22 protein-coding genes are annotated in these 23,423 nt (G+C 67.6%); 12 read left to right on the top strand and 10 right to left on the bottom strand.

Going from position 1 to position 23,423, the window contains the following annotated elements:
- Nucleotides 1–4: 4 nt before the first annotated feature.
- The 5 genes from D8670_RS14430 to D8670_RS14450 all read right to left on the bottom strand — a co-directional run bounded on the left by D8670_RS14430 (nucleotide 5) and on the right by D8670_RS14450 (nucleotide 5,158).
- Nucleotides 5–856 carry a phosphatase PAP2 family protein gene (locus D8670_RS14430; protein ID WP_121818829.1) on the bottom strand — a complete coding sequence of 284 codons (852 nt, stop codon included), beginning with the start codon at nucleotides 854–856 and terminating at the stop codon, nucleotides 5–7.
- Nucleotides 857–911: 55 nt separating this feature from the next.
- Nucleotides 912–2,558: an ABC transporter substrate-binding protein gene (locus tag D8670_RS14435; protein ID WP_162994309.1), complete on the bottom strand. Its 1,647-nt coding sequence runs from the start codon at nucleotides 2,556–2,558 to the stop codon at nucleotides 912–914.
- Nucleotides 2,559–2,760: 202 nt separating this feature from the next.
- Entirely contained in the window at nucleotides 2,761–3,426 is a 666-nt protein-coding gene (locus tag D8670_RS14440) for a DUF2238 domain-containing protein (protein WP_121818831.1), read from the bottom strand.
- A complete protein-coding gene (locus D8670_RS14445) occupies nucleotides 3,423–4,040 on the bottom strand; it encodes a hypothetical protein (RefSeq protein WP_121818832.1) in 618 nt (205 codons plus the stop codon). The genes D8670_RS14440 and D8670_RS14445 overlap by 4 nt, the downstream gene beginning before the upstream one ends.
- A gap of 101 nt (nucleotides 4,041–4,141) precedes the next feature.
- Nucleotides 4,142–5,158, bottom strand: coding sequence for a metal-dependent hydrolase (locus D8670_RS14450; RefSeq protein WP_121818833.1), 1,017 nt, complete (start codon nucleotides 5,156–5,158; stop codon nucleotides 4,142–4,144).
- Nucleotides 5,159–5,345: 187 nt separating this feature from the next.
- Between D8670_RS14450 and D8670_RS14455 the strand changes: the two genes are divergently transcribed.
- A complete protein-coding gene (locus tag D8670_RS14455; RefSeq protein ID WP_121818834.1) occupies nucleotides 5,346–5,984 on the top strand; it encodes an SDR family oxidoreductase in 639 nt (212 codons plus the stop codon).
- Nucleotides 5,985–5,990: 6 nt separating this feature from the next.
- Here D8670_RS14455 and D8670_RS14460 read toward each other — a convergent pair whose 3' ends face one another.
- A complete protein-coding gene (locus tag D8670_RS14460; RefSeq protein ID WP_121818835.1) occupies nucleotides 5,991–6,563 on the bottom strand; it encodes a mechanosensitive ion channel domain-containing protein in 573 nt (190 codons plus the stop codon).
- A gap of 86 nt (nucleotides 6,564–6,649) precedes the next feature.
- On the opposite strand from D8670_RS14460, the gene D8670_RS14465 reads away from it, so the two are divergent.
- Nucleotides 6,650–7,846: a pyridoxal-phosphate-dependent aminotransferase family protein gene (locus tag D8670_RS14465; protein WP_121818836.1), complete on the top strand. Its 1,197-nt coding sequence runs from the start codon at nucleotides 6,650–6,652 to the stop codon at nucleotides 7,844–7,846.
- Here D8670_RS14465 and D8670_RS14470 read toward each other — a convergent pair.
- Nucleotides 7,843–8,163: a DUF7116 family protein gene (locus tag D8670_RS14470; RefSeq protein WP_121818837.1), complete on the bottom strand. Its 321-nt coding sequence runs from the start codon at nucleotides 8,161–8,163 to the stop codon at nucleotides 7,843–7,845. The genes D8670_RS14465 and D8670_RS14470 overlap by 4 nt on opposite strands.
- 151 nt (nucleotides 8,164–8,314) lie before the next feature.
- Nucleotides 8,315–8,554, bottom strand: coding sequence for a DUF5816 domain-containing protein (locus tag D8670_RS14475; RefSeq protein WP_121818838.1), 240 nt, complete (start codon nucleotides 8,552–8,554; stop codon nucleotides 8,315–8,317).
- Nucleotides 8,555–8,825: 271 nt separating this feature from the next.
- Between D8670_RS14475 and D8670_RS14480 the strand changes: the two genes are divergently transcribed.
- Together D8670_RS14480 and D8670_RS14485 are read left to right on the top strand one after the other, a co-directional pair.
- A complete protein-coding gene (locus D8670_RS14480; RefSeq protein WP_121818839.1) occupies nucleotides 8,826–11,852 on the top strand; it encodes a bacterio-opsin activator domain-containing protein in 3,027 nt (1,008 codons plus the stop codon).
- A 102-nt stretch (nucleotides 11,853–11,954) separates the two neighbouring features.
- Nucleotides 11,955–12,359 (top strand): universal stress protein, encoded by a 405-nt coding sequence (locus D8670_RS14485; RefSeq protein WP_121818840.1) that lies wholly within the window; start codon nucleotides 11,955–11,957, stop codon nucleotides 12,357–12,359.
- On the opposite strand, the gene D8670_RS14490 is transcribed toward D8670_RS14485, so the two are convergent.
- On the bottom strand, nucleotides 12,360–13,403 hold the full coding sequence (locus D8670_RS14490; protein WP_375137277.1) for a mechanosensitive ion channel family protein: 1,044 nt from the start codon (nucleotides 13,401–13,403) through the stop codon (nucleotides 12,360–12,362).
- Between the two features lie 140 nt (nucleotides 13,404–13,543).
- Here D8670_RS14490 and D8670_RS14495 point away from each other — a divergent pair, with 140 nt between their 5' ends.
- Together D8670_RS14495 and trmB are read left to right on the top strand one after the other, a co-directional pair.
- On the top strand, nucleotides 13,544–14,287 hold the full coding sequence (locus D8670_RS14495) for a proteasome assembly chaperone family protein (protein WP_121818842.1): 744 nt from the start codon (nucleotides 13,544–13,546) through the stop codon (nucleotides 14,285–14,287).
- Between the two features lie 84 nt (nucleotides 14,288–14,371).
- Entirely contained in the window at nucleotides 14,372–15,433 is a 1,062-nt protein-coding gene (gene trmB / locus D8670_RS14500) for an HTH-type sugar sensing transcriptional regulator TrmB (RefSeq protein ID WP_121818843.1), read from the top strand.
- 45 nt (nucleotides 15,434–15,478) lie between these two features.
- Here the strand turns inward: trmB and D8670_RS14505 are convergent, their stop codons facing one another.
- Nucleotides 15,479–16,273 carry a DUF8054 domain-containing protein gene (locus D8670_RS14505; RefSeq protein WP_121818844.1) on the bottom strand — a complete coding sequence of 265 codons (795 nt, stop codon included), beginning with the start codon at nucleotides 16,271–16,273 and terminating at the stop codon, nucleotides 15,479–15,481.
- 120 nt (nucleotides 16,274–16,393) lie between these two features.
- On the opposite strand from D8670_RS14505, the gene D8670_RS14510 reads away from it, so the two are divergent.
- From D8670_RS14510 to D8670_RS14535, 6 genes are all read left to right on the top strand, one after another.
- Complete coding sequence (locus tag D8670_RS14510; RefSeq protein ID WP_121819291.1) at nucleotides 16,394–17,368, top strand: aldo/keto reductase; 975 nt, start codon at nucleotides 16,394–16,396, stop codon at nucleotides 17,366–17,368.
- 52 nt (nucleotides 17,369–17,420) lie between these two features.
- Nucleotides 17,421–18,500 carry a TrmB family transcriptional regulator gene (locus D8670_RS14515; RefSeq protein WP_121818845.1) on the top strand — a complete coding sequence of 360 codons (1,080 nt, stop codon included), beginning with the start codon at nucleotides 17,421–17,423 and terminating at the stop codon, nucleotides 18,498–18,500.
- A gap of 292 nt (nucleotides 18,501–18,792) precedes the next feature.
- Nucleotides 18,793–20,241, top strand: a complete 1,449-nt coding sequence (locus D8670_RS14520; RefSeq protein ID WP_121818846.1) for a substrate-binding domain-containing protein — start codon at nucleotides 18,793–18,795, stop codon at nucleotides 20,239–20,241.
- A 3-nt stretch (nucleotides 20,242–20,244) separates the two neighbouring features.
- On the top strand, nucleotides 20,245–21,264 hold the full coding sequence (locus D8670_RS14525) for a carbohydrate ABC transporter permease (RefSeq protein WP_121818847.1): 1,020 nt from the start codon (nucleotides 20,245–20,247) through the stop codon (nucleotides 21,262–21,264).
- A gap of 1 nt (nucleotide 21,265) precedes the next feature.
- Nucleotides 21,266–22,222, top strand: coding sequence for a carbohydrate ABC transporter permease (locus tag D8670_RS14530; RefSeq protein ID WP_121818848.1), 957 nt, complete (start codon nucleotides 21,266–21,268; stop codon nucleotides 22,220–22,222).
- Between the two features lie 6 nt (nucleotides 22,223–22,228).
- Nucleotides 22,229–23,422 (top strand): ABC transporter ATP-binding protein, encoded by a 1,194-nt coding sequence (locus D8670_RS14535; protein WP_121818849.1) that lies wholly within the window; start codon nucleotides 22,229–22,231, stop codon nucleotides 23,420–23,422.
- Nucleotide 23,423 lies beyond the last annotated feature (1 nt).

The raw sequence follows: 23,423 nt of genomic DNA on the forward strand, positions 1-23,423 counted from the left end.
GTGACTACCGCCGCGCCTTGTCGAAGAGGTCCCACTCCCGGCCGAACGGGCCCCACTCGGCGAGCAGGTCGTGCTCGACGACGTACTCGGTGACGAGGATGCTCAACACCGCGAGTAGCGTGCCGGCGACCACGTCGGTCGCCCAGTGGATCCCGAGGTACATCGTGGAGAGGGCAACGCTGACGCCCAGAACGAACGAGACGGGGGCCCACAGAGGGTACTCGTCCCGCGTCCGCCACGCGAGGAAGAAGGTCGTCATGGAGAGGGAGGCGTGTAGCGACGGGAAGACGTTGGTGTTGTGGTTGACCTCGCCGGTGAGCAGTTGCGACTGCGGGTACGTGACGTACAGCAGTGAGTCGACGATGTCGGGGATGAGGTTCCGCGGCCCGTAGGCGATAAAGAGGACGTAACAGACCAGCCCGACGCCGTAGTTGAACGTGTAGGCAACGATGAGCTCCTTCATCGAGGTCATGTCGCTGCGAGCGAAGTACGCGACGAACGGGAAGAGGAGGAGGAAGACGTAGCCGTAGAGGTAGATGAACACGAAGTAATCGGTGAGCAGCGGCGAGCGAAGCGACTGGACGTCCGCCACGAGCGCCCCCTCCAGACTGTAGATAATCAGGGTGATGTTCCAGTCGAGCGCCCACGAGAGGAGCCCGGTGTAGTCCATCGTCAGTTTGCGTACGGCCAGAACGACGAGCAGCACCGACAGGTACGGACCGATCTCGGCGAGGCGCCAGCGGTAGTCCCTGACGGCGCGGACGATGCGGCGCGGGCCGACCATCACGCTGGCGCTAACGCTCAGCAGGATGACGACCATCACCGTGAGCCGCATCACGACGTCTGCTAAGCCCATATCTATCAGTTCGCCTGCGAGCGGTTAAGGCCGGTGGTTGCGACGTGATACCGTATCACGATTGCCCTCGGATCAGCAGTTCCCCCTCGCTGCTGTAGCGATAGCCGGCGTCCTTGAACATCTGTTTCGCCGCCTCGACCTCCAGTTCGCCGTCTTCGCCCGGGAACGCGCCGACGGCGCTCGTCCCGTCCCACTCCAGGTCGTCCGGAACGTAGCCGGACCCGCGGAGCGGCGTGTCTCCCGGGAAGGCGTACCCGTCGAACATCTCCTGTGCGATGTCGTCGCGGTCGAACAGTCGACCGAGCGCCTGTCGGAAACGGGGGTTCGTCAGGGGTGACCGCCGGGTGTTGAACCCGACGATGTAGAACTCACGGGGGTCGCCGACGAGCAGCCGAACGGAGTCGGAGCGGTTCGCCCGCGGCGCGTCGCCGGACTCCAGCGTCGACCCGACTATCTGCATGTCGCCCTCCTCGACGAGTTCGATCGCCGCCGCGCCGGACGGCGTCACGGTCAGCGTGAGCGACTCGTACCGCGGCGCGCCGGCGAACTCCGCGACGGGGTCGTCGAAGTTCGCCTCGCTCCGGAGGAAGTGGTCGTCGAACCGCTGGAAAGTGACCGACTCCCCCTGGGTCGCGCTCTCGAACGCGAACGGGCCGCTCCCGACCGGCTGGCGGTTCTCCCAGACCATCGCGCGGGTCAGGTACTCCTGCATCAGTTCGGTCTGCTCCGACCAGATGTGCTTCGGAAGCAGGGGGACCGTGAACGCGTGGGTCGCCGCTTCCCGGCTGCACTGCTCGAAGTCGAGGCGGCACTCGCGCTCCGAGAGCGCCGAGGTTTCCGCGACCAGGCTCGACTGCGAGCGGAACTTCGGCGCGGGCACCGTGCCGTTCGCGTTCCCCATCGACGTGTCCGAGAGGAACTCGAAGGTGAACGCGACGTCCTCGGCGGTGATCGATTCACCGTCGTGCCACTGCAGGTCCTCCCGCAGCGTGACGACCGCCGTCGGGGTGTCGTCCGCTTCGCTCTCCTCGTCCAGCCACCGCCAGTCCTCGGCGAGCCAGGGAACCACCTCGCCGTCGATCCGCTCGGCGAGCTGGTCGTACAGCAGCCCCACGAGTTCGCCGCGGTCGTGGTACTCGACGGCGATCGGGTTCCGGTTCGACGTGATGTTGCCGTCCATGATGGCCACGCCGAGTTCCTCGCGGTCCTCCGCCATCGGGTCTTCCGGGCGGAGGCGGAGGTAGTCGAGCGTCGTCTGGAGCGGCGTGGTGTTCCACTCAGAGTCGAACTCCAGGTCCACCGCTGTGAGGTACTCGGGGTAGGCGACGACCGAGAACGGCTGCACGGAGACGGCGCCCCGGAGAACGCTCGCGATCGCCATCTCGCGGGTCTTCCCTTCCGAGGTTCGTTGCTGCTGAAGCCTGTCGTCGAGCGTCACGTTGGTGATCCCGAAGGGGTTCTGCCACCCCTGTTCCTCCACGAACACGGAGTGGAGCAGAGGGTACAGTTCCTCGGGGGCGTCGACGCCCGGATGGCGCGTGACGAAGATGTCGAACTCGTGGTTGATGAGGACGTCCTGGAGCAGTTCCGACTCCGCCTTCAGTTCGATGTTCGCGTTGATGCCGACGTCCTGCAGTCGCTCCGCGTACTGTCTCGCCAGCTGGACCGACGCCGAGTCGGCGTCGGCCGGAAGCGTCTTCACGTTGAGGGATATCTGTTGCGGAGCGTCCCGCGTCGAACTCGCCCACAGCTCCGTTACGCATCCTGCGGAGCCTGCAGCGGCCGCTGTGCCGAGGCCCGCAAGCAACTCTCGTCTACTGAGAGCTCCGCATCCGTCCATGGCCTAACGAAAAACCGGGTGCTATTTGATTGTTTCCTTGCCGATACGCGCGAATACGACTCGCTCACTCGGTCCCGGAACGGGTGTCGAGGCGGCGCTCGATGGCGCTGACCACGTCTGTGAGGTGTGCCGTCCCCCACACTGCGACGATGACGCCGCCCATCAAGTTGAACAGCAGGTCCTTCATCGTGTCTTCGAGGCTGTACTGCGTGAGAACGCGCGGCGCGCCGGTCGCGAGCGCGACCTCCGCGATGGCGAACTCGACGACCTCCCAGAACACGCCGAAGGCCATCACGAACATGAGGATGAACACGAACATGAACCGCCCCGGGAGGTAGATCGTCTCGCTGTGCTCCTCGATGGCCCGGACGGTGGCGTAGCCGGCGCCCGCGACAAGCGAGGAGGAGAGCGCGTGGGTCATGTGGTCCCACCACCCTATCGTCCGGTAGAACGTCGCGCCCGTCCCCGGGATCCCGACGGTGCCGAGCGCGTGCAGGAACGCGGCGGACGTGATCCACAGCGTGAGCGCGGGGTCCATCGGGACGCCGTAGTCGCGCTCTAAAAGCGGCGGCAACTGGATGACGAGCAGGCCGACGGCGCAGTTGACCATGACGCCGACGCTGCCGCGCTCCATCCCGAGGAAAAAGAGCACGATCAGCCCGATCTCCATGACGTGGGTGACCTGGTTCTGCCGCTGATCGGTGATACCCAGGCGGTCGCGGACCCTCATGCTATCTCCTCCATGACTTCCTCGGGGAGACGCTCCTCCGGTTTAACCCGGCGGCGGAAGTAGAACTCGAACACGACGCCGGCGAGGATCCCCGCGACGAACGAGTAGACGAACTCGATCATGAGCGCGTGTTCGGGGTCGGCGTGGCCGGCGAGAAAGCCCGTTCCCAGGCGGAGGTCGGCGGCCCAGCGGACGACCGCCCACGTTCCGGCGGCCGCCATCGTCGTGACGACGACGAACAGGACGGCGAAGCCGTAGGTCATCTCGACGGTCGTGAACACGTGCAACTGGACGGCGATGATGAGCGCGACGGCGGCCACCGAGAGGTAGGTGGCGAGGTTCCCCGTCACCGGCACCGTCGCCACCGCGCGCCCGAGCACCGGGAGCGCGGCGACCGCGACGACCTCCCATGGAAGCATCACCTCGGGGTCGCGGTACGCGACGATGGGAAGCAGCGTGAGCACGCAGACGGCGCCCGCGAACCCCGCCCAGAGGAGTTCGCCGGCGACGACCTCCTCGACGGTGACGAGGGCGAGGAAAGCGACGAGCACCCACGCGAGGCCGGCGTTGAGCCGGCGGTCGCGGAACAGCCGATCGATGTCCGCATCTGCCATACACTCCCATGGCGCGGATCGCTGTAAAAGGTTTTGTATCTCGATATTGACGAGATATTTACTATTTCTCGCCGACGGGAACGCTCCAGAGGGGAATCGCGCTACGCGAGCAACCCGTACGCCAGGGCGTAGGCGACGAGGGCCGCGGTTAGTCCCGCAAGGCCGGTCAGCGACGCCGCGAGGGCGTCGTCGGTGCTCGCGGGCCAGGCGGCGGGGTGGAGGCTGGTGCGGATGTCGTCGGATCCGGTTATCCAGTCGTCGCGCCGGAGCCGCGACAGGGGCGAGCGCGGCCATCGGTACGGCGCCGCGACGGCGACGCCGACCGCGAGAATGCTGAACACGAAGTGGTAGGACACGGCGAGCGTCGGCGGGTCGATCAGCAGGACTGCGACGCCGTAGCCGGCGCCGACGGCCGCCCGGCGGCGGACGTAGCCCGGGAGCGACCGCTCGGACAGGCGGCAGTAGACGACCGCCGCCAGCCAGATCGCCGCGAGTTCGAGGCCGAACGCGCCGAGCAGGTGCAGCGTCGGGTCCGCCGACAGGGCGACGCGCTCCACCAGCACGCCGTCCGAGAGCGGGTAGAGCACTCGCGGCGGCTCGCCGGTGACGAGGTCGCCCCAGGGGTGCGACCAGAGGCCGACGAGTGCGGCCCCGAGCACCGCGCGCGGGCCGAGGTCGCCGTAGGCGTCAGCGACCGACGCGACGAGAAGCCCCGCGGCGACGAACGCGGCCATCACGACCGCCGCGAGCGGCCCGGTGACCCAGTACGCCGCGACGACGAGGGCGAGCGCGAGGGCCGCGCCGGCGGCACGGAACTCTCGCACGTCTGCGGTCCAGCCGGCGAACGCCAGCGCCGCGGGCACCGCGACGACCAGCGAGTGCGTCACCGAGCGGTGAACGACGGTGCTCGTCGCCCAGAACGACTCCGTGACGGCGAAGACGCTCCCGTAGTCCGCACCGAGGAAGCCGACGAGCGCGTACGCCATGTCCGCGTCCGGGGCGGCGGCGAACCCGCCGGCGACGAGGCCGACCGAGAGCGCCCGCTCGCGGTCGTACCCCGCCAGAGACAGCGCTCCGGCGACGAGGGCGAACGCGAGCAGCGCGTGACCGACCATCATGACAGTTTAAGTTGGGGGTGCCGACGCATAAGTGCCTCGGCGGCTTGATAGCACACGCCGCGCCCGCCGTCGGGCGGTTAGCTCGCGTCGGCGTTCGCTCGACGCGGCGGGAGTCGGCCGACTGCGAGGGGGGCGCCGGCTAAGAGTCGTCGCAAACCACTTCGGGACGCCGACCCCACTAGCGACCATGCGAGTTCTCGTAGCGGGGTCACACGGGCAGGTCGGACAGCACGTCTCACGGATCCTCGGAGAGAGCGACCACGACGCACGCGGGATGGTCCGCGACGAGTCGCAGGTCGAGGACGTAGAAGCTCTCGGGGTCGAACCGGTCGTCGCCGACCTCACCGAGGACGTCTCGCACGCGGTGGAGGGCTGCGACGCGGTCGTGTTCGCCGCCGGCTCCGGCGGGGAGGACGTGTGGGGCGTCGACCGCGACGGCGCGATCAACCTCGTCGAGACCGCGGAGGCGGCCGGCGCCGAGCGGTTCGTCATGCTGAGCTCGATCAACGCCGACGCGCCCGAGGACAGCCCAGAGGCGCTCCGCGAGTACCTGCGGGCGAAGGCGGAGGCCGACGAGCGGCTCCGGGAGAGCGACCTGACGTACACGGTCGTCCGCCCCGGAGCGCTGACGAACGAGGACGGGACCGGCCGGATCAGGACCGGCGCGGACCTGGAGCGCAAGGACGGCGACGTTCCCCGGGAGGACGTCGCCCGGACGCTCGTCGCGGCGCTCCCGATGGAGAGCACGTACGGGCGTACCTTCGAGATGCTCTCGGACGACGACCCGATCGAAGCCGCACTGTCGGACCCCTTGAACGAGAGGTGACCGGGGTCAGTCGTCGGCGGTCAGCGCTGCCCCCTCGTGTTTCGTCCACTCGGACTCTATCTTCCCGTTCGCCCGGACCAGCGTGTCGCCGTCGACCTCGATCCGCGTCTTGCGGAGTTCGATCGCTTTCACCTCGCCCGTCTTCTCGCCGGACGTTATCCTGTCGCCGGGCATGAAGTCGGGGTCGCGAAGCAGGTAGATCCCGGCGACTGCGTCCTCGATCATCCCGGAGAGCGCGTAGGAGACGCCGAGCGCGACGAACCCGCTCGCCGTCCCGAGCGCCGCGGCGATGCGACCGAGGCCGAGCACGGAGAGGAAGGCGAGCGCGACCGCGAACCACAGCAGGATGCCGACGACGCGGGCGAGGAACTGGCGGTACACCGGATCCTCGCTCGCGAACGCCCGCCGCAGGAACGCGCGGACGACCATCATGACCACTTTCACCCCGACCACGGCGAGCGCGAGGAACACCAGTCCCCCCATGACGCGCGGCAGCGCGGCCGCGAGATCGCCGACGAACCGTTCGATCGCCTGCTCCACGATGCCCGCCGGATCGCCGGCGGTCTGTGCGATGGCCATGCCGGACGCGTCGCGGGCCAGACAGTTAAGCCCCGATCGCTTCCGCGAGACGAGGGTTTTTGACAGACTCCGACGCACGTGGGAGCATGGATCGCAATCCCGACGACCCGCCGGAGGTCGGTGAGCTCACACCGCCGGACAGGACGCTGATGGGGCCCGGACCGAGCGACGTACACCCCCGGGTGCTTCGGGCGATGAGTACCCCGCTGGTCGGACACCTCGACCCGTCGTTCGTCGAGATCATGGACGAGGTGCAGGAACTGCTCCGATACACGTTCCGCACCGACAACCAGTGGACCATCCCCGTCTCCGGGACGGGATCGGCGTCGATGGAGGCGGCCATCGGCAACCTCGTCGAGCCCGGCGACACCATGCTCGTCCCGACGAACGGCTACTTCGGCGGGCGCATGGAGAGCATGGCCGAGCGCGCCGGCGGCGAGGTGGTCCACGTCGACGCACCGTGGGGCGAACCGCTCGATCCCGCCGACGTCGAGGCGGCGTTCGCCGAGCACCAGCCCGACGTGTTCGGGTTCGTCCACGCCGAGACGAGCACGGGCGTGAAGCAGCCGGACGTCCCGGAACTGACCCGGATCGCCCACGAGCACGACGCGTACGTGATCGCCGACTGCGTCACGTCGCTGGGCGGCGTCGAGCTGCGCGTGGACGAGTGGGACGTCGACGTCGCGTACTCCGGGCCGCAGAAGTGCCTCTCCTGTCCCCCGGGCGCGAGCCCGCTCACCCTGAACGACCGGGCGATGGACAAGGTGCTCTCCCGCGAGGAGCCCGCCCGCTCGTGGTACCTCGACCTCTCGCTTTTGGAGGGGTACTGGGGCGACGAGCGCGCCTACCACCACACCGCGCCGATCACGAACGTGTATGCGCTCCGCGAGTCCCTGCGGCTAGTCGCCGAGGAGGGCATCGAGAGCCGCTGGGAGCGCCATCTGGAGGTCGCCGGCGCGCTCAAGGCCGGCGTCGAGGCGATGGGCCTGGAGATGAACGCGCCGGACGACTACTGGCTCCCGAGCCTCAACGCCGTGCGCGTCCCCGACGGCGTCACCGACGGCGAGGTGATCGAGGCCCTGCTCGACGACTACGACCTGGAGATAGCAGGCGGCCTCGGCGACCTGTCGGGCGAAATCTTCCGCATCGGCTGTATGGGTCACTCCGCGAGCCCGAAGAACGTCTCGTTCCTCATGAGCGCGCTGGGCGACGTGCTAGACAGAAAAGGCGCGGACGTGGACGTCGACGCCGGCCTCTCGGCGACGAGCGACCGCCTCGGCTAGACGGCGGTGTCGCGGCAGGGCGGCGCGCGGACGACCTCGTACTCGTCGTCGTCCTCGACGCAGATGATCGCCCACTCGTACTCCGGCTCCGAGCGCTGGAGGCGGTCGCGGAGACGCGGGGCCTGTTCACGGTAGGTGACGAAACAGCGGAGTCGTCCGGAGTCGGGGGTCTCGTCGGCGTCTTCGGTTACCGTCACGCGGACGGACTTCCACTCGCGTTCGGCGCGGAACTCCTCGCCGTCGCCGGTGACGGTGTACCCCAGGTCGTTGAAGATCGATCTGGCCTGTTCGTCGAGGGGCGTGCTAACAGGTCCCATTCGATACCGGATACCACGTCTCGGGTAATAAGTTTTCTCACACGACAGCTGTCGAAAGCATCCGACGGCTGTCATAGGGACTGCTGTAAGGCATTTCGGTATTTCGGCGACCGGGTCGCCGAATACCACTGAACAGTTACAGCAGTCCCTATCACTCGTGGGCGGCGTCCCACTCGGTCGGCTTCCGGAAGTTGCCGCAGACATTGCACTCGATGCGCCCCATCGAGTCCATCGCGTTGTCGAACGTCTCGCAGTTGGCGCAGAACCAGCCGTACTTGCGCTCGCGGTCCGGCGTCAGGTAGGCGACGAAGAAGGGGCCGTCAGAGCCGCGCTCGGCCGCCTCCCGATCGACGTGTACGGTGTCGCCCTCCGGCGTCGTTCGCGTCTCCATGGGTCCGGGGTAGGAGCGCCAGTCGCTTAAGACCTGCCTGTGCGGCGACTACCGCCGACGCCGCGCCGACCCCGAAGGCCGGGAAGAGTCCGTATATCCGGTAATACCGGCGTCTCGACAGTCTTCGCGACCATCGAGTTTATGCCTGTCCGGGGACTGAATCCCACATCGACTACCCGTTCGCGCGGTGTTTCAGGGACTACGGGGCCGTAACGGTCGCTTACGGGGAGGGATCGACCGATACGGTAATGACCCGCCGCGAACAAGTACCATGACCGCACAACCCACTACAGAGACAGTCGTACAGGAGAACGTCGGGGCCGGTCTCCGTCGTCCTGGTTCGGGCGAGGAGATAACCGTCGTCTGCGTCAACGGCGTCCGGTCGGACGACCACGCCGCTCGCATCGGGGCGACGGCAGTAGCGCGGGACCGCGGCATCGACGTACTCGGCGTCGAGACCGCGGCTGAAGCGCTCTCCGCCCTCGAGGAGTTCGGCGTGGACTGCGTCGTCAGCCCGTACCGCCTCCGGAGCGAGAACGGGCTGTCGCTGCTGGAAGAGGTCCGGAAACGGGTTCCGAAGCTCCCGTTCATCCTCGTGCCGCAGTTCGGGACCGAGGAGATAGCGAGCCGGGCCATCTCCGCCGGCGTGACCGATTACCTCCCGTGCGACGGGAGCGACGAGCAGGTCACGGTACTGGCCGGAAAGATCGTCAGCGCCGTCGAGAACTACCGGACCGAGCGGGAACTCCAGCGAGGGTATCGCGCGCTCGAAACGGCACAGGAGGGGATCAGCATCCTCGACGAGAACGGCGACTTCGTCTACGTGAACGAGGAGTACGCCGACATCTACGGATACGACCGCGAGGAGATGATCGGCGAGCCCTGGGAGTCGCTGTACCCCGAGGGCCACACGGACGACATCCACGACAACGTGCTACCGCAGGTGTACGGTCAGGGGACCTGGCGCGGCCTGACGACCGGTCTCCGCGCGGACGGGAGCACGTTCCCGGAGGACCACTCGCTCGCGGAGACCGACGACGGCGGGCTCGTCTGCGTCGTCCGCGACGTGACCGAACTCCGGAAGGACGCGCGCGAGCGGCGACGACGGGAGCAGCACCTCCGCGAACTGTACGAGATCACGTCCGATCCCGACCTCGACTTCGAGGAGCAACTCGACCGCGTGCTGGCGCTCGGCTGCGAGATGTTCGACCTCGGGATGGGGATGCTCTGGAAAAAAGAGGGGGACCGCTTCCGGCTCGTCGACTCCCGCGGCGCGCCGGACGAGTTCGAGGCGGGCGACACGACGGTTCGACCCGCGCCCGGCAACTACTGTCACGAAACCGTCGGCGGGGACGGCCCCGTCGCCGTTGAGGACGTGAGCGAGGCGGGCTGGGGGGACGACCCCCTGACCGAAGAGTACGGCCTCGGCTGCTTCCTCGGCGCCGGAATCGCCGTCAGCGAGGACGTCTACGGGACGCTCGTGTTCACCGACGACGACGCCCGGGATCGGGAGTTCTCGGAGGTCGAGATCACCTTCCTCGACCTGATGCGACAGTGGGTGAGCCAGGGACTGGAGCGCGAGCGCCGGCGGACGCAACTCGCCGCGCTCAACGAGATGAGCCGCGACCTGATGGGCGCCGAGACGTCGGAGGCGATCGGCGAACGGGTCATCGCGGGAGCCGCGGGGCCGCTCGACCTGCCGCTGTCGGCGGTCGTACTGTACGACCCCGACGACGGGGACCTGAAACCGGCCGCGACGACTGAGTGCGGCGACGAAGTACTGCCGCTCTCCGAGCTGTGCGCCCCGGGCGACGGGCTCGCCTGGGACGCGTTCGTGTCGAGCGAGGTCCGCACCGTCACCGACGGCGAGGCGTCGCTCCCCGAGGGCGTCAGCGAACTCGTCGCCGTCCCGCTGGGCAAGCACGGCGCCTTCCTCACCGCGACGGGGGAGCGATTCGCCGCGACGGACCGCGACTGCATCGAGACGACGGGCGCCACCCTGCAGGCGGCGCTCGAGCGCTCGGAGCGCTCCCGGCTCATCCAGCAGCGAGAGCGGACCCTGGAGGAGAAAAACGAGAAGCTCGAGCGCCTGAACCGAATCAACACCGTCATCCGCAACATCGATCAGGGGCTCGTCCGCGCGTCGAGCAGGGAGGAAATAGAGCGGGTCGTCTGCGAGTACCTCGCGGACGTGGGGCCGTACGAGCTGGCCTGGGTCGGGACCCACGACGAGGTCACCGGCGAGGTGGTGCCGTCCGAGTGGGCCGGAACCAACGGAGGCTACCTGGACGAGATCACGGTGACGGTCGGGGACGAGCCGACCGCACAGGGCCCGACCGGGCGGGCGGTCGCGACGCGCGAACCGCAGGCGACGGAGAACGCGCTCACCGATCCGCCGTTCGAGCCCTGGCGGCAGGCGGCGCTGAACCGCGGCTTTCGGTCGAGCATCGCGCTCCCGCTCCTGTACGAGGGGTCGCTCTACGGCGTTTTGAACGTCTACGCCGCCGACCCCGAGACGTTCCGGGGGATCGAGCGCGCCGTCCTGGAGGAGCTGTCGGACACCGTCGCGTACGCCATCAACGCCGTCGAGAGCAAGAAGGCGCTGGTCGGCGAGCGCGTCGTGGAGCTGGAACTCGACGTCCGCGACTCCGGGCTCGGCGTCGTCCCGCTGACCGAGGAGACCGGGTGCGAGTTCGCCTTCGAGCGGATCGTTCCGGGGGCCGACGGCGGCTTCCGCGTGTTCTTCTCGACCCGCGGCGTCCCGGCGGCGACGGTCGAGGAGCACATCCCGGATCTCTGCGTCCGCGACCTCTCGCTCGTCTCCGAGTACGCGGGCGAGGACGGCCCCCAGTGCCTCTTCGAGGCGACGCTGACCGGCGGCAACGTGTTCGAGACCGTGCTCGAGCACGGCGGCGTCGTCGAGGAGATCGAGGGCGCCGACGGAGAGGTCACCGCCACGATCACCGTCGGCAGCGAGAGCGACGTTCGCGGGTTCGTCGAGACGTTCGAAAACGCCTATCCCGAGTCCGAACTCGTGGGCAAGCGCGAGCGCGAGCGCACCCTCCGGTCGCGTCGGGGGTTCCGGTCGGACCTTGAGGAGACGCTGACGGACCGCCAGCTCGAAGTCCTGAAGGTGGCCTTCTTCAGCGGGTTCTTCGAGTCGCCGCGCGAGCGCACCGGGAGCGAGGTCGCCGCCTCGCTCGACGTCTCGCAACCGACGTTCAACAACCACATGCGCGCCGCCCAGCGCAAGCTCTGCGCGCTGCTGTTCGACGACTGGGCGACGCCCGGTCGGTGACGCGCACGCCGACGCGGTCGGCGAGCCGCGGGTCGTCGGGATGCTGTCGCCTCGGCCGAGTATTGAGAAGACTTACCGACTGCGATGCGGAACTGTTCCATAATGGATCGCGTGGTCGTCCCCGTTCGCTACCCTCTCACGGAACACTCACAGAAGACGCTCTCCGAGGCCGTCTCGATCGCCGACGAGCGCGACGCCGAACTGACGGTGCTTCATGTCAACCTCTACCAGAACGGGAAGAGCGTCAGGCGGTCAGACCTGAAACGCGCGGTCGAGCAAGCGTTCGGCGACCTGCCGAACGCGCGCTACGCCGTTCGGACGGGCTTTCTCATCGAGGAGTCGATCCTGGAGGAGGTGGCCGCCGAGGACGCGGACGTGGTGGTCATCGGCCACAAGCAGGTCGGCCGGTGGCGGCGGATGCTCCGCCGGATCGTCGGCGAACCCGACATCGAGACCTACCTCAACCAGCGGCTCTCCTGCGAGATCGTGACCGTCGGCCTGCGGTGATCACTTCGGGTCGCCCGAAGAGTCCGCGTCCGGTGAGGACGCCGAACCGCCGTCTGCGACTTCGTCGCCCGGGGGCGATCGCTCGCCGTCGGTCGGGTCGTCCGTGCGCCCCTCGCCGTCGGCGGGGCCCTCCGCTCCGCTGACACGCACGTCCGCGGTGCCGCTCGTCTCGTCGAACACGAGGTGCTGATGGGGGTAGGCGATCGCCACGTCCTCGGCGTCCGCGAGCGACGCCCGGAGGCGCTCGTTGACCTTCGACCGGACGGTGAGGAGCTTGTACGGCTGCTTCGCCCAGTACCGGAGGGTCAGGTTCACCCCGCTGTCGGCGTACTCGTCGATGTAGCAGGTCGGACTGGCCGGGTAGCGAGCGGCCCCGATGCGGATGTTCGGGCCGCCGGAGATGACGTCGTCGACGTCGCGGGCCGCGCGTTCCATCAGGTTTCGGGCGCGCTCGACGTTGCTCTCGTAGGTCACCTGTATCGTCAGCGCGAGTCGGGTGCGCTCGTCCTCCGCCGAGTGGTTGATCACGTCGCGCTCGCGGACCGTCGAGTTCGGAATGACGATGAACGTGTTGTCGAGCGTGAACATCTTCGTGTACCGGAGCGTGATGTCCTCGACGAACCCCCGCTCGCCGCGGTCGGCCAGTTCGATCATGTCGCCGATCTCGAAGGGCTGGTCGGCGAGGACGAACAGGCCGTTGATGATGCTCCCGACGATGGGCGCGAGGATGACACCGATGACCGCGGAGAAGACGGTGACGGAGATGAGCACGTCGCCGGGGCGGAACCAGCCGATCTGGACGGCGGCCACGCTGACGGTGACGAGCAGTATCGCGGTTCGGACCGACCGGAGGACGGTCCGGGTGACGCTCGGGCGGCGGAAGTGCCGCGCCACCGTGCGCCCGAGGAGGCGGACCGCGAGCTTCGAGACGTACCAGCCGGCGACGAGGATGAGCGCCGCCGCCACGGTGTCGAGGAGGTAGCCCGGCACGTTGTCCCGGAGCCAGCGGACGACGGTCGACTGGAGGACGCCGTACGTTCGCACGTCTACCGTCTCTACCCGGGGGATAAAAGAGATGTCCGATCCCGGCGAGATGCCCGGCTCCGGCCGCTTCCGGAGGACGGTCCGGGGAGCGCCGGAAACGGCCCGACCGCTTGATATGGGTTCCCGCCGTACTGGTACGCATGCCTTCGGGACCGCGACGCGATCCGAGCTTCGACGTGCGAGCCGACAGCGACGTACCGAAGACGGTGATCGCCGGCTTCTCGTCGTTCGGCCTCGCCGGCCTGACCGCCGTCGACTACCTCGCGGACCACCTCGACCTCGCGGCGAGCGGGTACGTCCGGGCCGAGGGCCTCCCGACGATCACCCCCTTCGAGGAGGGGCGACCGCGCCACGCGACGGAGATCCTGACGGGCGACGACTTCGACGCGGCGGTGCTCAAGTCGGAGCTGTTCGTCCCGGTGTGGGCGGCGGAGCGGTTCGGGAAGGCCGTCATCGAGTGGACCGAAGACGCCGGCGTCGAGGAGGTGACGATACTGTCGGGCATCCCGATCGCGCACGGGCCGGACGACCACAGGACGTTCCACGTCGCCGCCGACGACTACCGCGAGGCGCGCCTCGCGGACGCCGACGTGCCGCCGATGCGCAGCGGCTTCCTCGACGGCGTCGAAGCGGCGCTCGTGGAGCACGGGATGACCACCGACATGCGGGTGGGCGTCCTCATCACGCCGGTCCACGCTCAGGGACCGGACGCGGACGCGGCGCTGCGCCTGCTCGAAACCGTCCAGGAGGTCCACGGGATGGAGTTCGACACGGACCCGCTCCGGGAGTTCTCGGACCGGGTGAAGCAGTACTACGCCGGCCTCTCGGAGCGTCTCGACAAGGAGGCCGAGGCGGACCGGCCCGACGACCGGATGTTCATGTAATCGGTCCGAACAAACTCGTTTTCGAAACGACGTGCTACTCGATTTTCGGTAAATCATTTAATGGGGGAGCACGGTGTGTGCGACATGACCACGAACGACCTCCGCTCGACGATGGAGCGGGTCGGCGAACGCTTCAACCTCGGGGAGTACGAGATAGAGGCCTACCTGACGGTGTTAGAGCACGGTCAGCTGACGGCGAGCGAGATCGCCGACCGGACGGAGATCCCCCAGCCGCGGGTGTACGACACGGTGCGGAGCCTGAGCGACCGCGGCCTCGTCGAGCTTCGCGAGTCCCGTCCGATGAAGATCATCGCGGTGAACCCGGACGACGCTTACGCGGACGTCCAGTCGTCGCTGTCGGAGATGGTGTCCGAGCTCGAATCCCGGTACACCGCCCCCGCCCGCGACACCGAGGCGGTGTCGCTCGTGAAGTCCCGCTCGACCATCCTTCGCTACCTGGAGGAGATCGTGGAGGAGGCCGAGTACGAGCTGTCGCTCTCGCTGACGCCGGAGCTGCTGGAGCGGTTCGAGGACGACCTCGTCGCCGCGCAGCGCCGGGGTGTGAGCATCGAGCTCCTGATGACCCCGGCGGCGGCCGCGCCGGACCCCGACGAGTTCGACTACCTGCAGGTCTGTACGACCGCCCGCGCGCGCCGCGGCATCACGACGCCGGTCATCGCGGTGGCCGACGGCGAGTACTCCATCTACGCCACGCAGGACGCGCTGCGGGACGACCAGGACCGCTACGGCGTCATCTTCAACCGCTCCGCGCTCGGCTTCCTCGTCAGCGGGTTCTTCGGCACCGTCCTCTGGACGACGGCGAAGGAGACCCTGGCCGCGGACGGCAACGACCGGCCGTTCCCCCGGCGCTACGCCTCCATCCGCCGGTGCGTGAAACACCTCATCGAGTCCGGCGGCGAGTTCTACGCGACGATCCAGGGGCGTGACGTCGAGACCGGCGAGTCGCGCCTCGTCGAGGGGAAAGTCGTCGACATCGCCTTCGAGGCAAGCGAGGAGGTCGCGGGGCTCACCGTCGAGACGGACGCTGGCGAGGTCGAGATCGGCGGGCAGGTCGCCGCCTTCGAGGACGTCGAGGCTCACGAAATTCGGATCGGGCGCGACGAGCCGCCGGAGTACGAGCCCTGAGGACCGAGCGCGGGGCTCGCCGCTCGGAGTTCGCTGTTTTCCGGTTCAGAACGTGTGCAGCCGCTCGCCGCAGTCCGCGCAGGCGAGCACGTCCCGCGGCCCCTCGCGGGGGTGCGACGGCCCCCCGCAGCAGTTCGCCTCCGTCGTCTCCTCCACGTCGCCGCCGCACGCGGGGCACGCTTCGAGGAAGGTCCGCAGCGGTTCAGCGGCCGCCGCGCGGAGTTCGGGGTCCGGGAGCCGGTCCGCGAGCGCCCTCGCCGCGCCGGTCTCCGCGAGCGCGACGGGGTAGGAGAGCCGGCGCTGGTCGATCGTCTGTCCCGTGTCCGCTTCGAGGACGACCGTCGGTCGCCTTCGACGGCGGTCGACGCGAGCGCCGTCGGTCCGGACCGCCGCGTCGTCGACGGCCGCCGCGAGCGCGTCGTCGTCCATCTCCCGGAGCGCGGCGGTCTCCCCGCGCCACGACGCCCGGAACTCGTCGTCGAGGAACAGCTGATCTCCCTCTGGGACGACGACGCCGGCGTCGACCAGTGCGCCGAGCACCGCCTCGCCGTCGATGCCGTCCCCGAGCGAGTCGCTCGGTCCGGCGTCCTCGTGAAAGAGGTCGCCCGGCAGGGCGGCGGCGAGTTTCGGCGCGAACCGCGGCGTGTACGGTACGACGTAGCCGCGCAGCGCGACGGCCGCCCCGCCGAGCGCCGCGACGACTACAGCCGCGGGTAGCGAGACGACCAGCACCGCGGCGCTCGCGACCGCCACGACTGCCGCGTTGACGATCGTGCAGGGCCAGCACCGCCGCTCGCCGGTGTACTCCGGCCGGCGGACGGCGTCGAGTAACCTCGTCATGCTCTCTCACTCGTCAGCCCGGCCCTTTCAGCGTTCCGACGCCGGAGATCCCGCTCGGCGTACCAGTCGGCAGAATTTTTAATTACGGGTGTGGTACCTAATCTCGTGCAAGACACTGACATGGAGTACACGTACCTCGGCGACACGGGCCTCGAGGTGTCGCGGTTCTGCCTCGGCTGCATGAACTTCGGCTCCGGGGAGCCGTGGATGATCGGGGACAGAGAGCAGAGCAGGGAGATAATCGACCGCGCGATCGACCTCGGTATCAACTTCCTCGACACCGCGAACGTCTACTCGCGCGGCGAGAGCGAGGAGATCGTCGGCGAGGCCATCGACGGACGACGGGACGAACTGGTGGTCGCGACGAAGGTGTACGGGCCGATGCGCGAGGGGCCGAACGGGCAGGGGCTCTCTCGCAAGCACGTCTTGGAACAGGCCGAGAAGAGCCTCGACCGCCTCGGCACCGACTACGTCGACCTCTACCAGATCCATCGCTGGGACGAGAACACACCGATCGAGGAGACGCTGTCCGCGCTGGACCACCTCGTGAGCGAGGGGAAAGTCCGCTACATCGGCGCGAGCACGATGCCGAACTGGAAGTTCCAGCGGGCGCTGTACGCGGCCGACGTGGAGAACTACGAGCGGTTCGTCTGCATGCAGCCGGAGTACAACGCCGTCGACCGCCACGAGGAGGCGAACCTCCTGCCGGTCTGCGAGGAGGAGGGTGTCGGCGTGATCCCCTGGTCGCCGCTTGCCGGGGGTTTCCTGACGGGCAAGTACGAGCGGGACTCCGACCCCGAGGAGGGCCTGCGGGCCGACGCCGACGAGTACACGCGGAACCGCTTCATCGAGGAGAACTGGGCGGTGCTGGACGAGATCCGCGGGATCGCGGACGAGAAGGACGCCTCGCCGGCGCAGGTGAGCCTCGCGTGGCTGTTGCACAAGCCGGTCGTCGACGCGCCGATCATCGGCCCGCGGACGATCGACCACCTCGAGGAGAACGTCGCGGCGATCGACGTCGACCTGACCGACGAGGAGATCGCCCGGATCGAGGAGCCGAAACGGCCCTCGTGGCCGGCGGAGGGGAAGGACTGATGGGACGAACCACCAGAGGTTTGAACCGAACGCCGCTGGAAATCGTACGGTAATGGACAGCGACGAACTCACCGAAGTCCTCGAAGACGCCGGCCTCTCGCCGTATCAGGCCGACGCGTACGTCGCGGTGCTGGAACTCGGCGCCTCGCCCGCGACCGACATCGCGGAGGCGAGTTCCGTGCCGGACCCGCGGATCTACGACGTCCTTCGCGACCTCGAACGGAAGGGGTACATCGAGACGTACGAGCAGGGGAGCCTCCACGCCCGCGCGCACAGCCCCGCCGACGTGCTGGACGACCTCCAGACCCGCGCCGAGCGGTTCTCGTCGGCCGCCGAGGAGATAGAGGAGCGGTGGAACCAGCCGGCGATGGAGAACCACCGCGTGAGCATCGTCAAGCGGTTCGAGACCGTGCTCGACCACGCGGAGTCGCTGATCGAGACGGCGGAGAACCAGATCCAGCTCTCGGCGAACCCCGAGCAGTACGAGCGACTGGCGCCCGCGCTCCGGACGGCCCTCGACAACGGCGTCGACGTGAAGCTCTCCCTGTACACGCCGGACGGGTCGGACGCGAGCCTCCCCGACGCGGCCGACCTGGCCGAGACCTGTACCCAGGCGCGCCACAGGCGGCTCCCCTCGCCGTTCGTGGCCCTCGTCGATCGGACGTGGACGTGCTTCACGCCCCACACCAGATCCGTCAACGAGTACGGCATCCTCGTCGACGACCGGACGCACACCTACGTCTTTCACTGGTACTTCCTCACCTGCCTGTGGGAGGTGTGGGAGCCCCTGTACGCGCAGAACAGCGACGGGCCGCCGATGACGTACGTCGACATCCGGCAGTGCGTGCGCGACGTCGAGCCGCTGCTCGACGACGGGGCGACAGTCGAGGTGGCCGTCGAGGGGTTCGAGACCGCGACCGACGAACGCGTCCAGCTCTCCGGGCGGATCGTCGAGACGGAGTACGCCGGCGTCTCGTCGCCTGACGCCACCGAGCCGCCGCTCTCGCAACTCGCCGGGCAGGTGCACGTCGTCGTCGACACGGGCGACCGCGAGTGGGTCGTCGGGGGCTGGGGGGCGATGCTGGAGGAGATCGAGGCCGTCCGGATCACCGTCACCGACGTCTCCGCCTGAGTCCGCGTTCCGCCCGCTTCGCCGCACCTGGTTCGCCCGGGTCGACGTCCGTTCCGCCCGGTTTGGTGCCTATCCTCGTCCGAATCGTCGCCGTCCCGTGGATCGATACCTTCCCCAGCGGCCGCTACCTTTCGCGTCGACGCGCTCCCCGAGCTCCTTCGATCGGGTCCGTCGCGGCGATCCGCCCCGGAGTCCTCCCTCGATAACCGTCCGCCCCTAGAATATTTTAACAACACCTGTAGTATCTGCTCCATTAATTATAAGTATCAATGTAGCACATATTTCCATGGCAATGGCTGGCAATAGCGAGAACACGGGGCGACGCAGCGGCGTCTCCCGACGCACGTTCGTGAAGGCTGCAGGGGCATCGGGCGTCGCAACGGGGTTGGCCGGGTGTATCTACGGCGACGACGGCGGCGGCGACGGGAACACCGTCGTCTGGGGATACGACCCGACCGCGGTGCAGGAGGCGTCCGAGGACATCAAACAACTGTACCACGACAACGGACTCAGCGACGACATCACGATCGAGTTCCGCGCCGGCGCGAACGACACCGGCGCGCGTCGGAGCAACTACGTGGAACTCCTCAACGCCGGCGAGACCGAACCCGACCTGATGCTGATGGACAACGGCTGGGTGAACGTCTTCATTCAGAACGGCCTCATCGCGAACCTGAGCGAGGAACTCGACGAAAGCGAACTCCAGACCATCGAGGACCAGTTCTTCGAGGGGTTCACCGCCACGGCACGTGACCCGAATAGCGGTGACCTGTTCGGGGTACCGTACTTCCCCGACTTCCCGACGATGCAGTACCGGAAGGACTTCGCCAGACAGGCCGGATACTCCGACTCCGACTTCGAGCAGTGGGCGACCGAGCCGATGACCTGGGAGGAGTGGTCGCATCTCACCAAGGAGATAACGGAGAACTCCGACGCCCAGTTCGGCTTAGCCACGCAGTGGGCGAACTACAACGGCACCTCCTGCTGTACGTTCAACGAGGTGATGTCCTCCTGGGGCGGGGCGTACTTCGGCGGCCGGGACAACCTCTTCGGGCCGGTCGGCGAGCGGCCAGTCACCGTCAACGAGCCGGAAGTGATCAACTCGCTGCGGATGATGCGCACGTTCACCGAGGGCGTGGACCAGAACTTCCAGAACTACGCCACCAACATCGCTCCATCCGAGATAACGTCCTGGCAGGAGGAGGACGCCCGTCAGCGGATCCTCAACGGAGAAGCGGTGATGCAGCGTAACTGGCCGTACGCCATCAACCTCAACGCCGGCGAACTCGGGACGGACGCCTACGGCGCGATGCCGATACCCTACGCCGTCCCCGAGAGCGAAGCGGCCCAACCGGGCACCGGAGGGACCACCTCCGCGCTCGGCGGATGGCACATCGTCCTCAATCCGAACTCCGAGAACAAGGAGGCGGCGCTGGAGGTCATGCGGACGGCGATGAAAGACGACACCTACCTCGGTATGCTGGAGCTGTGGGGTTGGCTTCCGCCGAAGCCCGAACTGTTCGAGTCGGAGACGGCCACCAACATCGAACCCATGGGGCAGTACATGGACACGCTGAAGCTCGCCGGCGAGAACGTGATGCCTCGTCCCGTAACCCAGGTGTGGCCGAACGAGGCGAGCGTCATCGCCCAGCAGGCGAACACCACGGTCGCGGGTTCGAAGAGCGCTTCTCAGGCGATGGCGGACCTGCAAAGTGAGCTCGAGGACATCGAGAGTGGGTAACCGATGAGCGCCGAAGGACCACAGGGGGCTACCGCCCGCGAATCCCGGCAGTCCGGGCCGATGGCCTCGGCCGTACGCTGGATGGAGAACCTCGGGGAGACGGGGTTCGCGTACCTGCTGTTGACGCCCGTGTTCATCCTGCTGGGCGCGATGGCGCTGTACCCCCTGTTACGGACGTTCGAACTGTCGCTGTACACGAACATCATCGGCACCGGCGACCCGGAGTGGGTCGGCCTCCAGCACTACGTGAACCTGTTCACCGGCGAGGCCAACCGCTACTTCGGCGGACCGCGTTTCCTCTGGGGCGAGGTGACGCTACAGAGCTCGTTCCCGTTCATCCACGTCCAGGGACTCCTGAGTAGCGCGCTCGCGGTGACGCTCATCTTCGCCGCCGTGAGCGTCTTCTTCGAGACGCTCATCGGTTTCGGACAGGCGCTGGTACTGGATCAGGACTTCTACGGCCGGCGCTGGGTGCGCGTCGCGATCATCATCCCGTGGGCCATCCCCATCGTCATCCAGGGGATGATCTTCTACCTGATGTTCCACCCGAGCGCCGGGTTCGCGACGCAGTTCCTCGCGCCGTACGGCATCGTGGCTGCACGGAACACGCTCAACGACCCGGCGAGCGGCCTGCTCATCGTGATCGTCGCTGACATCTGGAAGACGTCGGCGTTCATGGCGCTTTTGATCCTGGCGGGGCTGCAGAGCATCGACCGGAGCCTCTACGACGTCGCGCGGGTCGCCGGCGCGACCCGCTGGCAGCAGTTCAAACTGATCACGTTCCCGCTGATCCTGCCGACGCTCGGCGTCGCCGTGCTGTTCCGGACCATTCAGGCGATGCGGGTCTACGGACTCATCGACGTCTCGTCGGACTGCACCGTGGTCCCGTCGCTGTCCTGCATCGTCGTGTCGACGTTCACGACACAGCGCGGCCTGGCATCGGCCGTCGCATTCGTCACCGCCGGCGTCATCGCGATAGCGGTGGCCGGCGTGATCTACCAGCAGTACAGGGAGGGATTCTGAGATGTCATCAGACACGTCCGACGGACCGCTCGCACGGTGGACACAGGGAGTCGTCAACGACGCAGACAAGCGCAAGCGGCTGTACCGTGCGCTGTTCTACGTCGTTACCGCCTTCTTCCTCGTGACGACGCTGTTCCCGTTCTACTGGCTGCTCGTGCTGGCACTGACGCCAAACAGCCTGATCACCAGCGGGAACTGGGACCTGCCGTTCCTCCGTCCGCAGGGGTACAACTGGGAGGCGTTCATCGAGGTGTTCCAGCAGATCCCGTTCCACCTCTACATCTTCAACAGCTTCGTGCTGGCGATCATCACGACGATCATCGTGCTAGCGATCGCTAGCCTCGCCGGCTACGTCTTCGGACGGCTCGAGTTCCCGGGCCGCGGGGTGTTGATGCTGGGGATCCTGGCCATCTCCTATTTCCCGCCGGCGGCGTTCCTGGTGCCGCTGTTCAACGCGTTCACCGGGAACGTCGTCGAGATACCGTTCCTCGGGATAGAGCTGTTCAAGCCCCCGCGACTGGTGAACACGCCGGCGTCGATGGTGCTACCGTTCAGCGCGCTGTTCATGCCGCTGTCGATCTTCATCCTCACCACGTTCTACGGGCAGATACCGGACGGACTGGAGGACGCCGCCCGCGTCGAAGGGACGACGCGGCTCGGCGCGCTGTTCCGGGTGATCATCCCGCTGTCGGCCCCCGGCGTGGCGACGGCGGCGGTGCTGACGTTCATCTCGGTGTACAACGAGTACTTCTTCAGTTCGATCATGGCGCTCGGCAACCAGCCTGACCAGTGGTCGCCGCTGGTCGGCGGCATCCTGAGCTACCAGACGCAGTACACCACGTCGTTCAATCTGATGGCGGCGGCGAGCATCGTCGGCGTACTCCCGGTCGTCATTCTGGTCGTCGTCGCGCAGGAGCGGATCGTCAGCGGCCTCACCGCAGGAGCACTCAAGGAGTGATACACAATGGCACAAGTCAAACTCGAACACATCACGAAACGGTACGAGGACGTCACGGCCGTCGACGACATGAACCTCGAACTGCGAGACGGCGAGTTCATCTGTCTCGTCGGCCCGTCCGGCTGCGGCAAGTCGACCACGATGGAGATGGTCGCCGGACTGACCAAGCCCAGCGAGGGGAACGTCTACATCGGCGACAGGGACGTCACGAAACTGCCGCCGAAAGACCGGGGCGTCGCGATGGTGTTCCAAAACATCGCGCTGTTTCCCCACATGGACGTGTACGACAACATCAGCTTCGGCCTCCGCCTCCGCGACTACGACAAGGACGAGATCGACCGCCGCGTCGAGAAGGCGTCGGACATCGTTCAGCTGGAGGGGATGCTGGACCGCATGCCGGACGAGATGTCGGGCGGCCAGCGCCAGCGCGTCGCCATCGCCCGCGCCATCGTCCGGGAGCCGGACGTGTTCCTCATGGACGAACCGCTCGCCAACCTCGACGCGAAGCTCCGCGTCCACATGCGGACGGAACTGCAGCGCCTGCACAAGGAACTGGACACGACGATCATCTACGTCACCCACGACCAGGCGGAGGCGATGACCATGGCCGACCGCATCGCGGTGCTGGACGCCGGCGAACTCCAGCAGATCGACCCGCCGCTGACCTGCTACAACGAGCCGTCGAACCTGTTCGTCGCCGGGTTCATCGGGTCGCCCTCGATGAACTTCATGAGCGGCACCATCACCGACACGGGACTGGAGACGGAGTACTTCGACCTCGATTTCGACCCGGCGACGGTCGACGGCATCGCGGCCGGGCAGGACGTCACGATGGGGATCCGCCCGGAGGACGTGTACCCGATCGACACCGCGGGATCGCTCCCGGAGCCGACGAAGCGTATCGGCGCGACCACCGACGTCCTCGAGCCGATGGGCGACGAGATATTCGTCTACCTCCTGCTCGGCGACGGCGACGCGTCGATGGACATGGAGGGCCGCGGCGCCGGCCAGCTGCTGATGAGCGTCGACCCGGACTCCGACGTCCACGAGGAGGAGGACATCGAGGTCGTGCTCGACCGGTCGAAGGTCCACCTGTTCGACTCGGGCACCGGCGAGGCGATCATCCACGGAATGCCGTCGCGACAGGTCACCGGCGAGCGCGCCGGCCGGGAGACCGGTGAGACCGGGGGTGACGTCTGAG

It is taken from the genome of Halostella limicola (genome assembly GCF_003675875.1).
In the GTDB taxonomy this organism is placed as follows: domain Archaea; phylum Halobacteriota; class Halobacteria; order Halobacteriales; family Natronoarchaeaceae; genus Halostella; species Halostella limicola.

Excerpts from the sequence above, each read along its gene's own strand:
- D8670_RS14430 (WP_121818829.1), bottom strand. The coding sequence starts at position 856 with ATGGGCTTAGCAGACGTCGTGATGCGGCTCACGGTGATGGTCGTCATC.
- D8670_RS14440 (WP_121818831.1), bottom strand. The coding sequence starts at position 3,426 with ATGAGGGTCCGCGACCGCCTGGGTATCACCGATCAGCGGCAGAACCAG.
- D8670_RS14445 (WP_121818832.1), bottom strand. The coding sequence starts at position 4,040 with ATGGCAGATGCGGACATCGATCGGCTGTTCCGCGACCGCCGGCTCAAC.
- D8670_RS14450 (WP_121818833.1), bottom strand. The coding sequence starts at position 5,158 with ATGATGGTCGGTCACGCGCTGCTCGCGTTCGCCCTCGTCGCCGGAGCG.
- D8670_RS14455 (WP_121818834.1), top strand. The coding sequence starts at position 5,346 with ATGCGAGTTCTCGTAGCGGGGTCACACGGGCAGGTCGGACAGCACGTC.
- D8670_RS14460 (WP_121818835.1), bottom strand. The coding sequence starts at position 6,563 with ATGGCCATCGCACAGACCGCCGGCGATCCGGCGGGCATCGTGGAGCAG.
- D8670_RS14465 (WP_121818836.1), top strand. The coding sequence starts at position 6,650 with ATGGATCGCAATCCCGACGACCCGCCGGAGGTCGGTGAGCTCACACCG.
- D8670_RS14470 (WP_121818837.1), bottom strand. The coding sequence starts at position 8,163 with ATGGGACCTGTTAGCACGCCCCTCGACGAACAGGCCAGATCGATCTTC.
- D8670_RS14475 (WP_121818838.1), bottom strand. The coding sequence starts at position 8,554 with ATGGAGACGCGAACGACGCCGGAGGGCGACACCGTACACGTCGATCGG.
- D8670_RS14480 (WP_121818839.1), top strand. The coding sequence starts at position 8,826 with ATGACCGCACAACCCACTACAGAGACAGTCGTACAGGAGAACGTCGGG.
- D8670_RS14485 (WP_121818840.1), top strand. The coding sequence starts at position 11,955 with ATGGATCGCGTGGTCGTCCCCGTTCGCTACCCTCTCACGGAACACTCA.
- D8670_RS14495 (WP_121818842.1), top strand. The coding sequence starts at position 13,544 with ATGCCTTCGGGACCGCGACGCGATCCGAGCTTCGACGTGCGAGCCGAC.
- trmB (WP_121818843.1), top strand. The coding sequence starts at position 14,372 with ATGACCACGAACGACCTCCGCTCGACGATGGAGCGGGTCGGCGAACGC.
- D8670_RS14505 (WP_121818844.1), bottom strand. The coding sequence starts at position 16,273 with ATGACGAGGTTACTCGACGCCGTCCGCCGGCCGGAGTACACCGGCGAG.
- D8670_RS14510 (WP_121819291.1), top strand. The coding sequence starts at position 16,394 with ATGGAGTACACGTACCTCGGCGACACGGGCCTCGAGGTGTCGCGGTTC.
- D8670_RS14515 (WP_121818845.1), top strand. The coding sequence starts at position 17,421 with ATGGACAGCGACGAACTCACCGAAGTCCTCGAAGACGCCGGCCTCTCG.
- D8670_RS14520 (WP_121818846.1), top strand. The coding sequence starts at position 18,793 with ATGGCTGGCAATAGCGAGAACACGGGGCGACGCAGCGGCGTCTCCCGA.
- D8670_RS14525 (WP_121818847.1), top strand. The coding sequence starts at position 20,245 with ATGAGCGCCGAAGGACCACAGGGGGCTACCGCCCGCGAATCCCGGCAG.
- D8670_RS14530 (WP_121818848.1), top strand. The coding sequence starts at position 21,266 with ATGTCATCAGACACGTCCGACGGACCGCTCGCACGGTGGACACAGGGA.
- D8670_RS14535 (WP_121818849.1), top strand. The coding sequence starts at position 22,229 with ATGGCACAAGTCAAACTCGAACACATCACGAAACGGTACGAGGACGTC.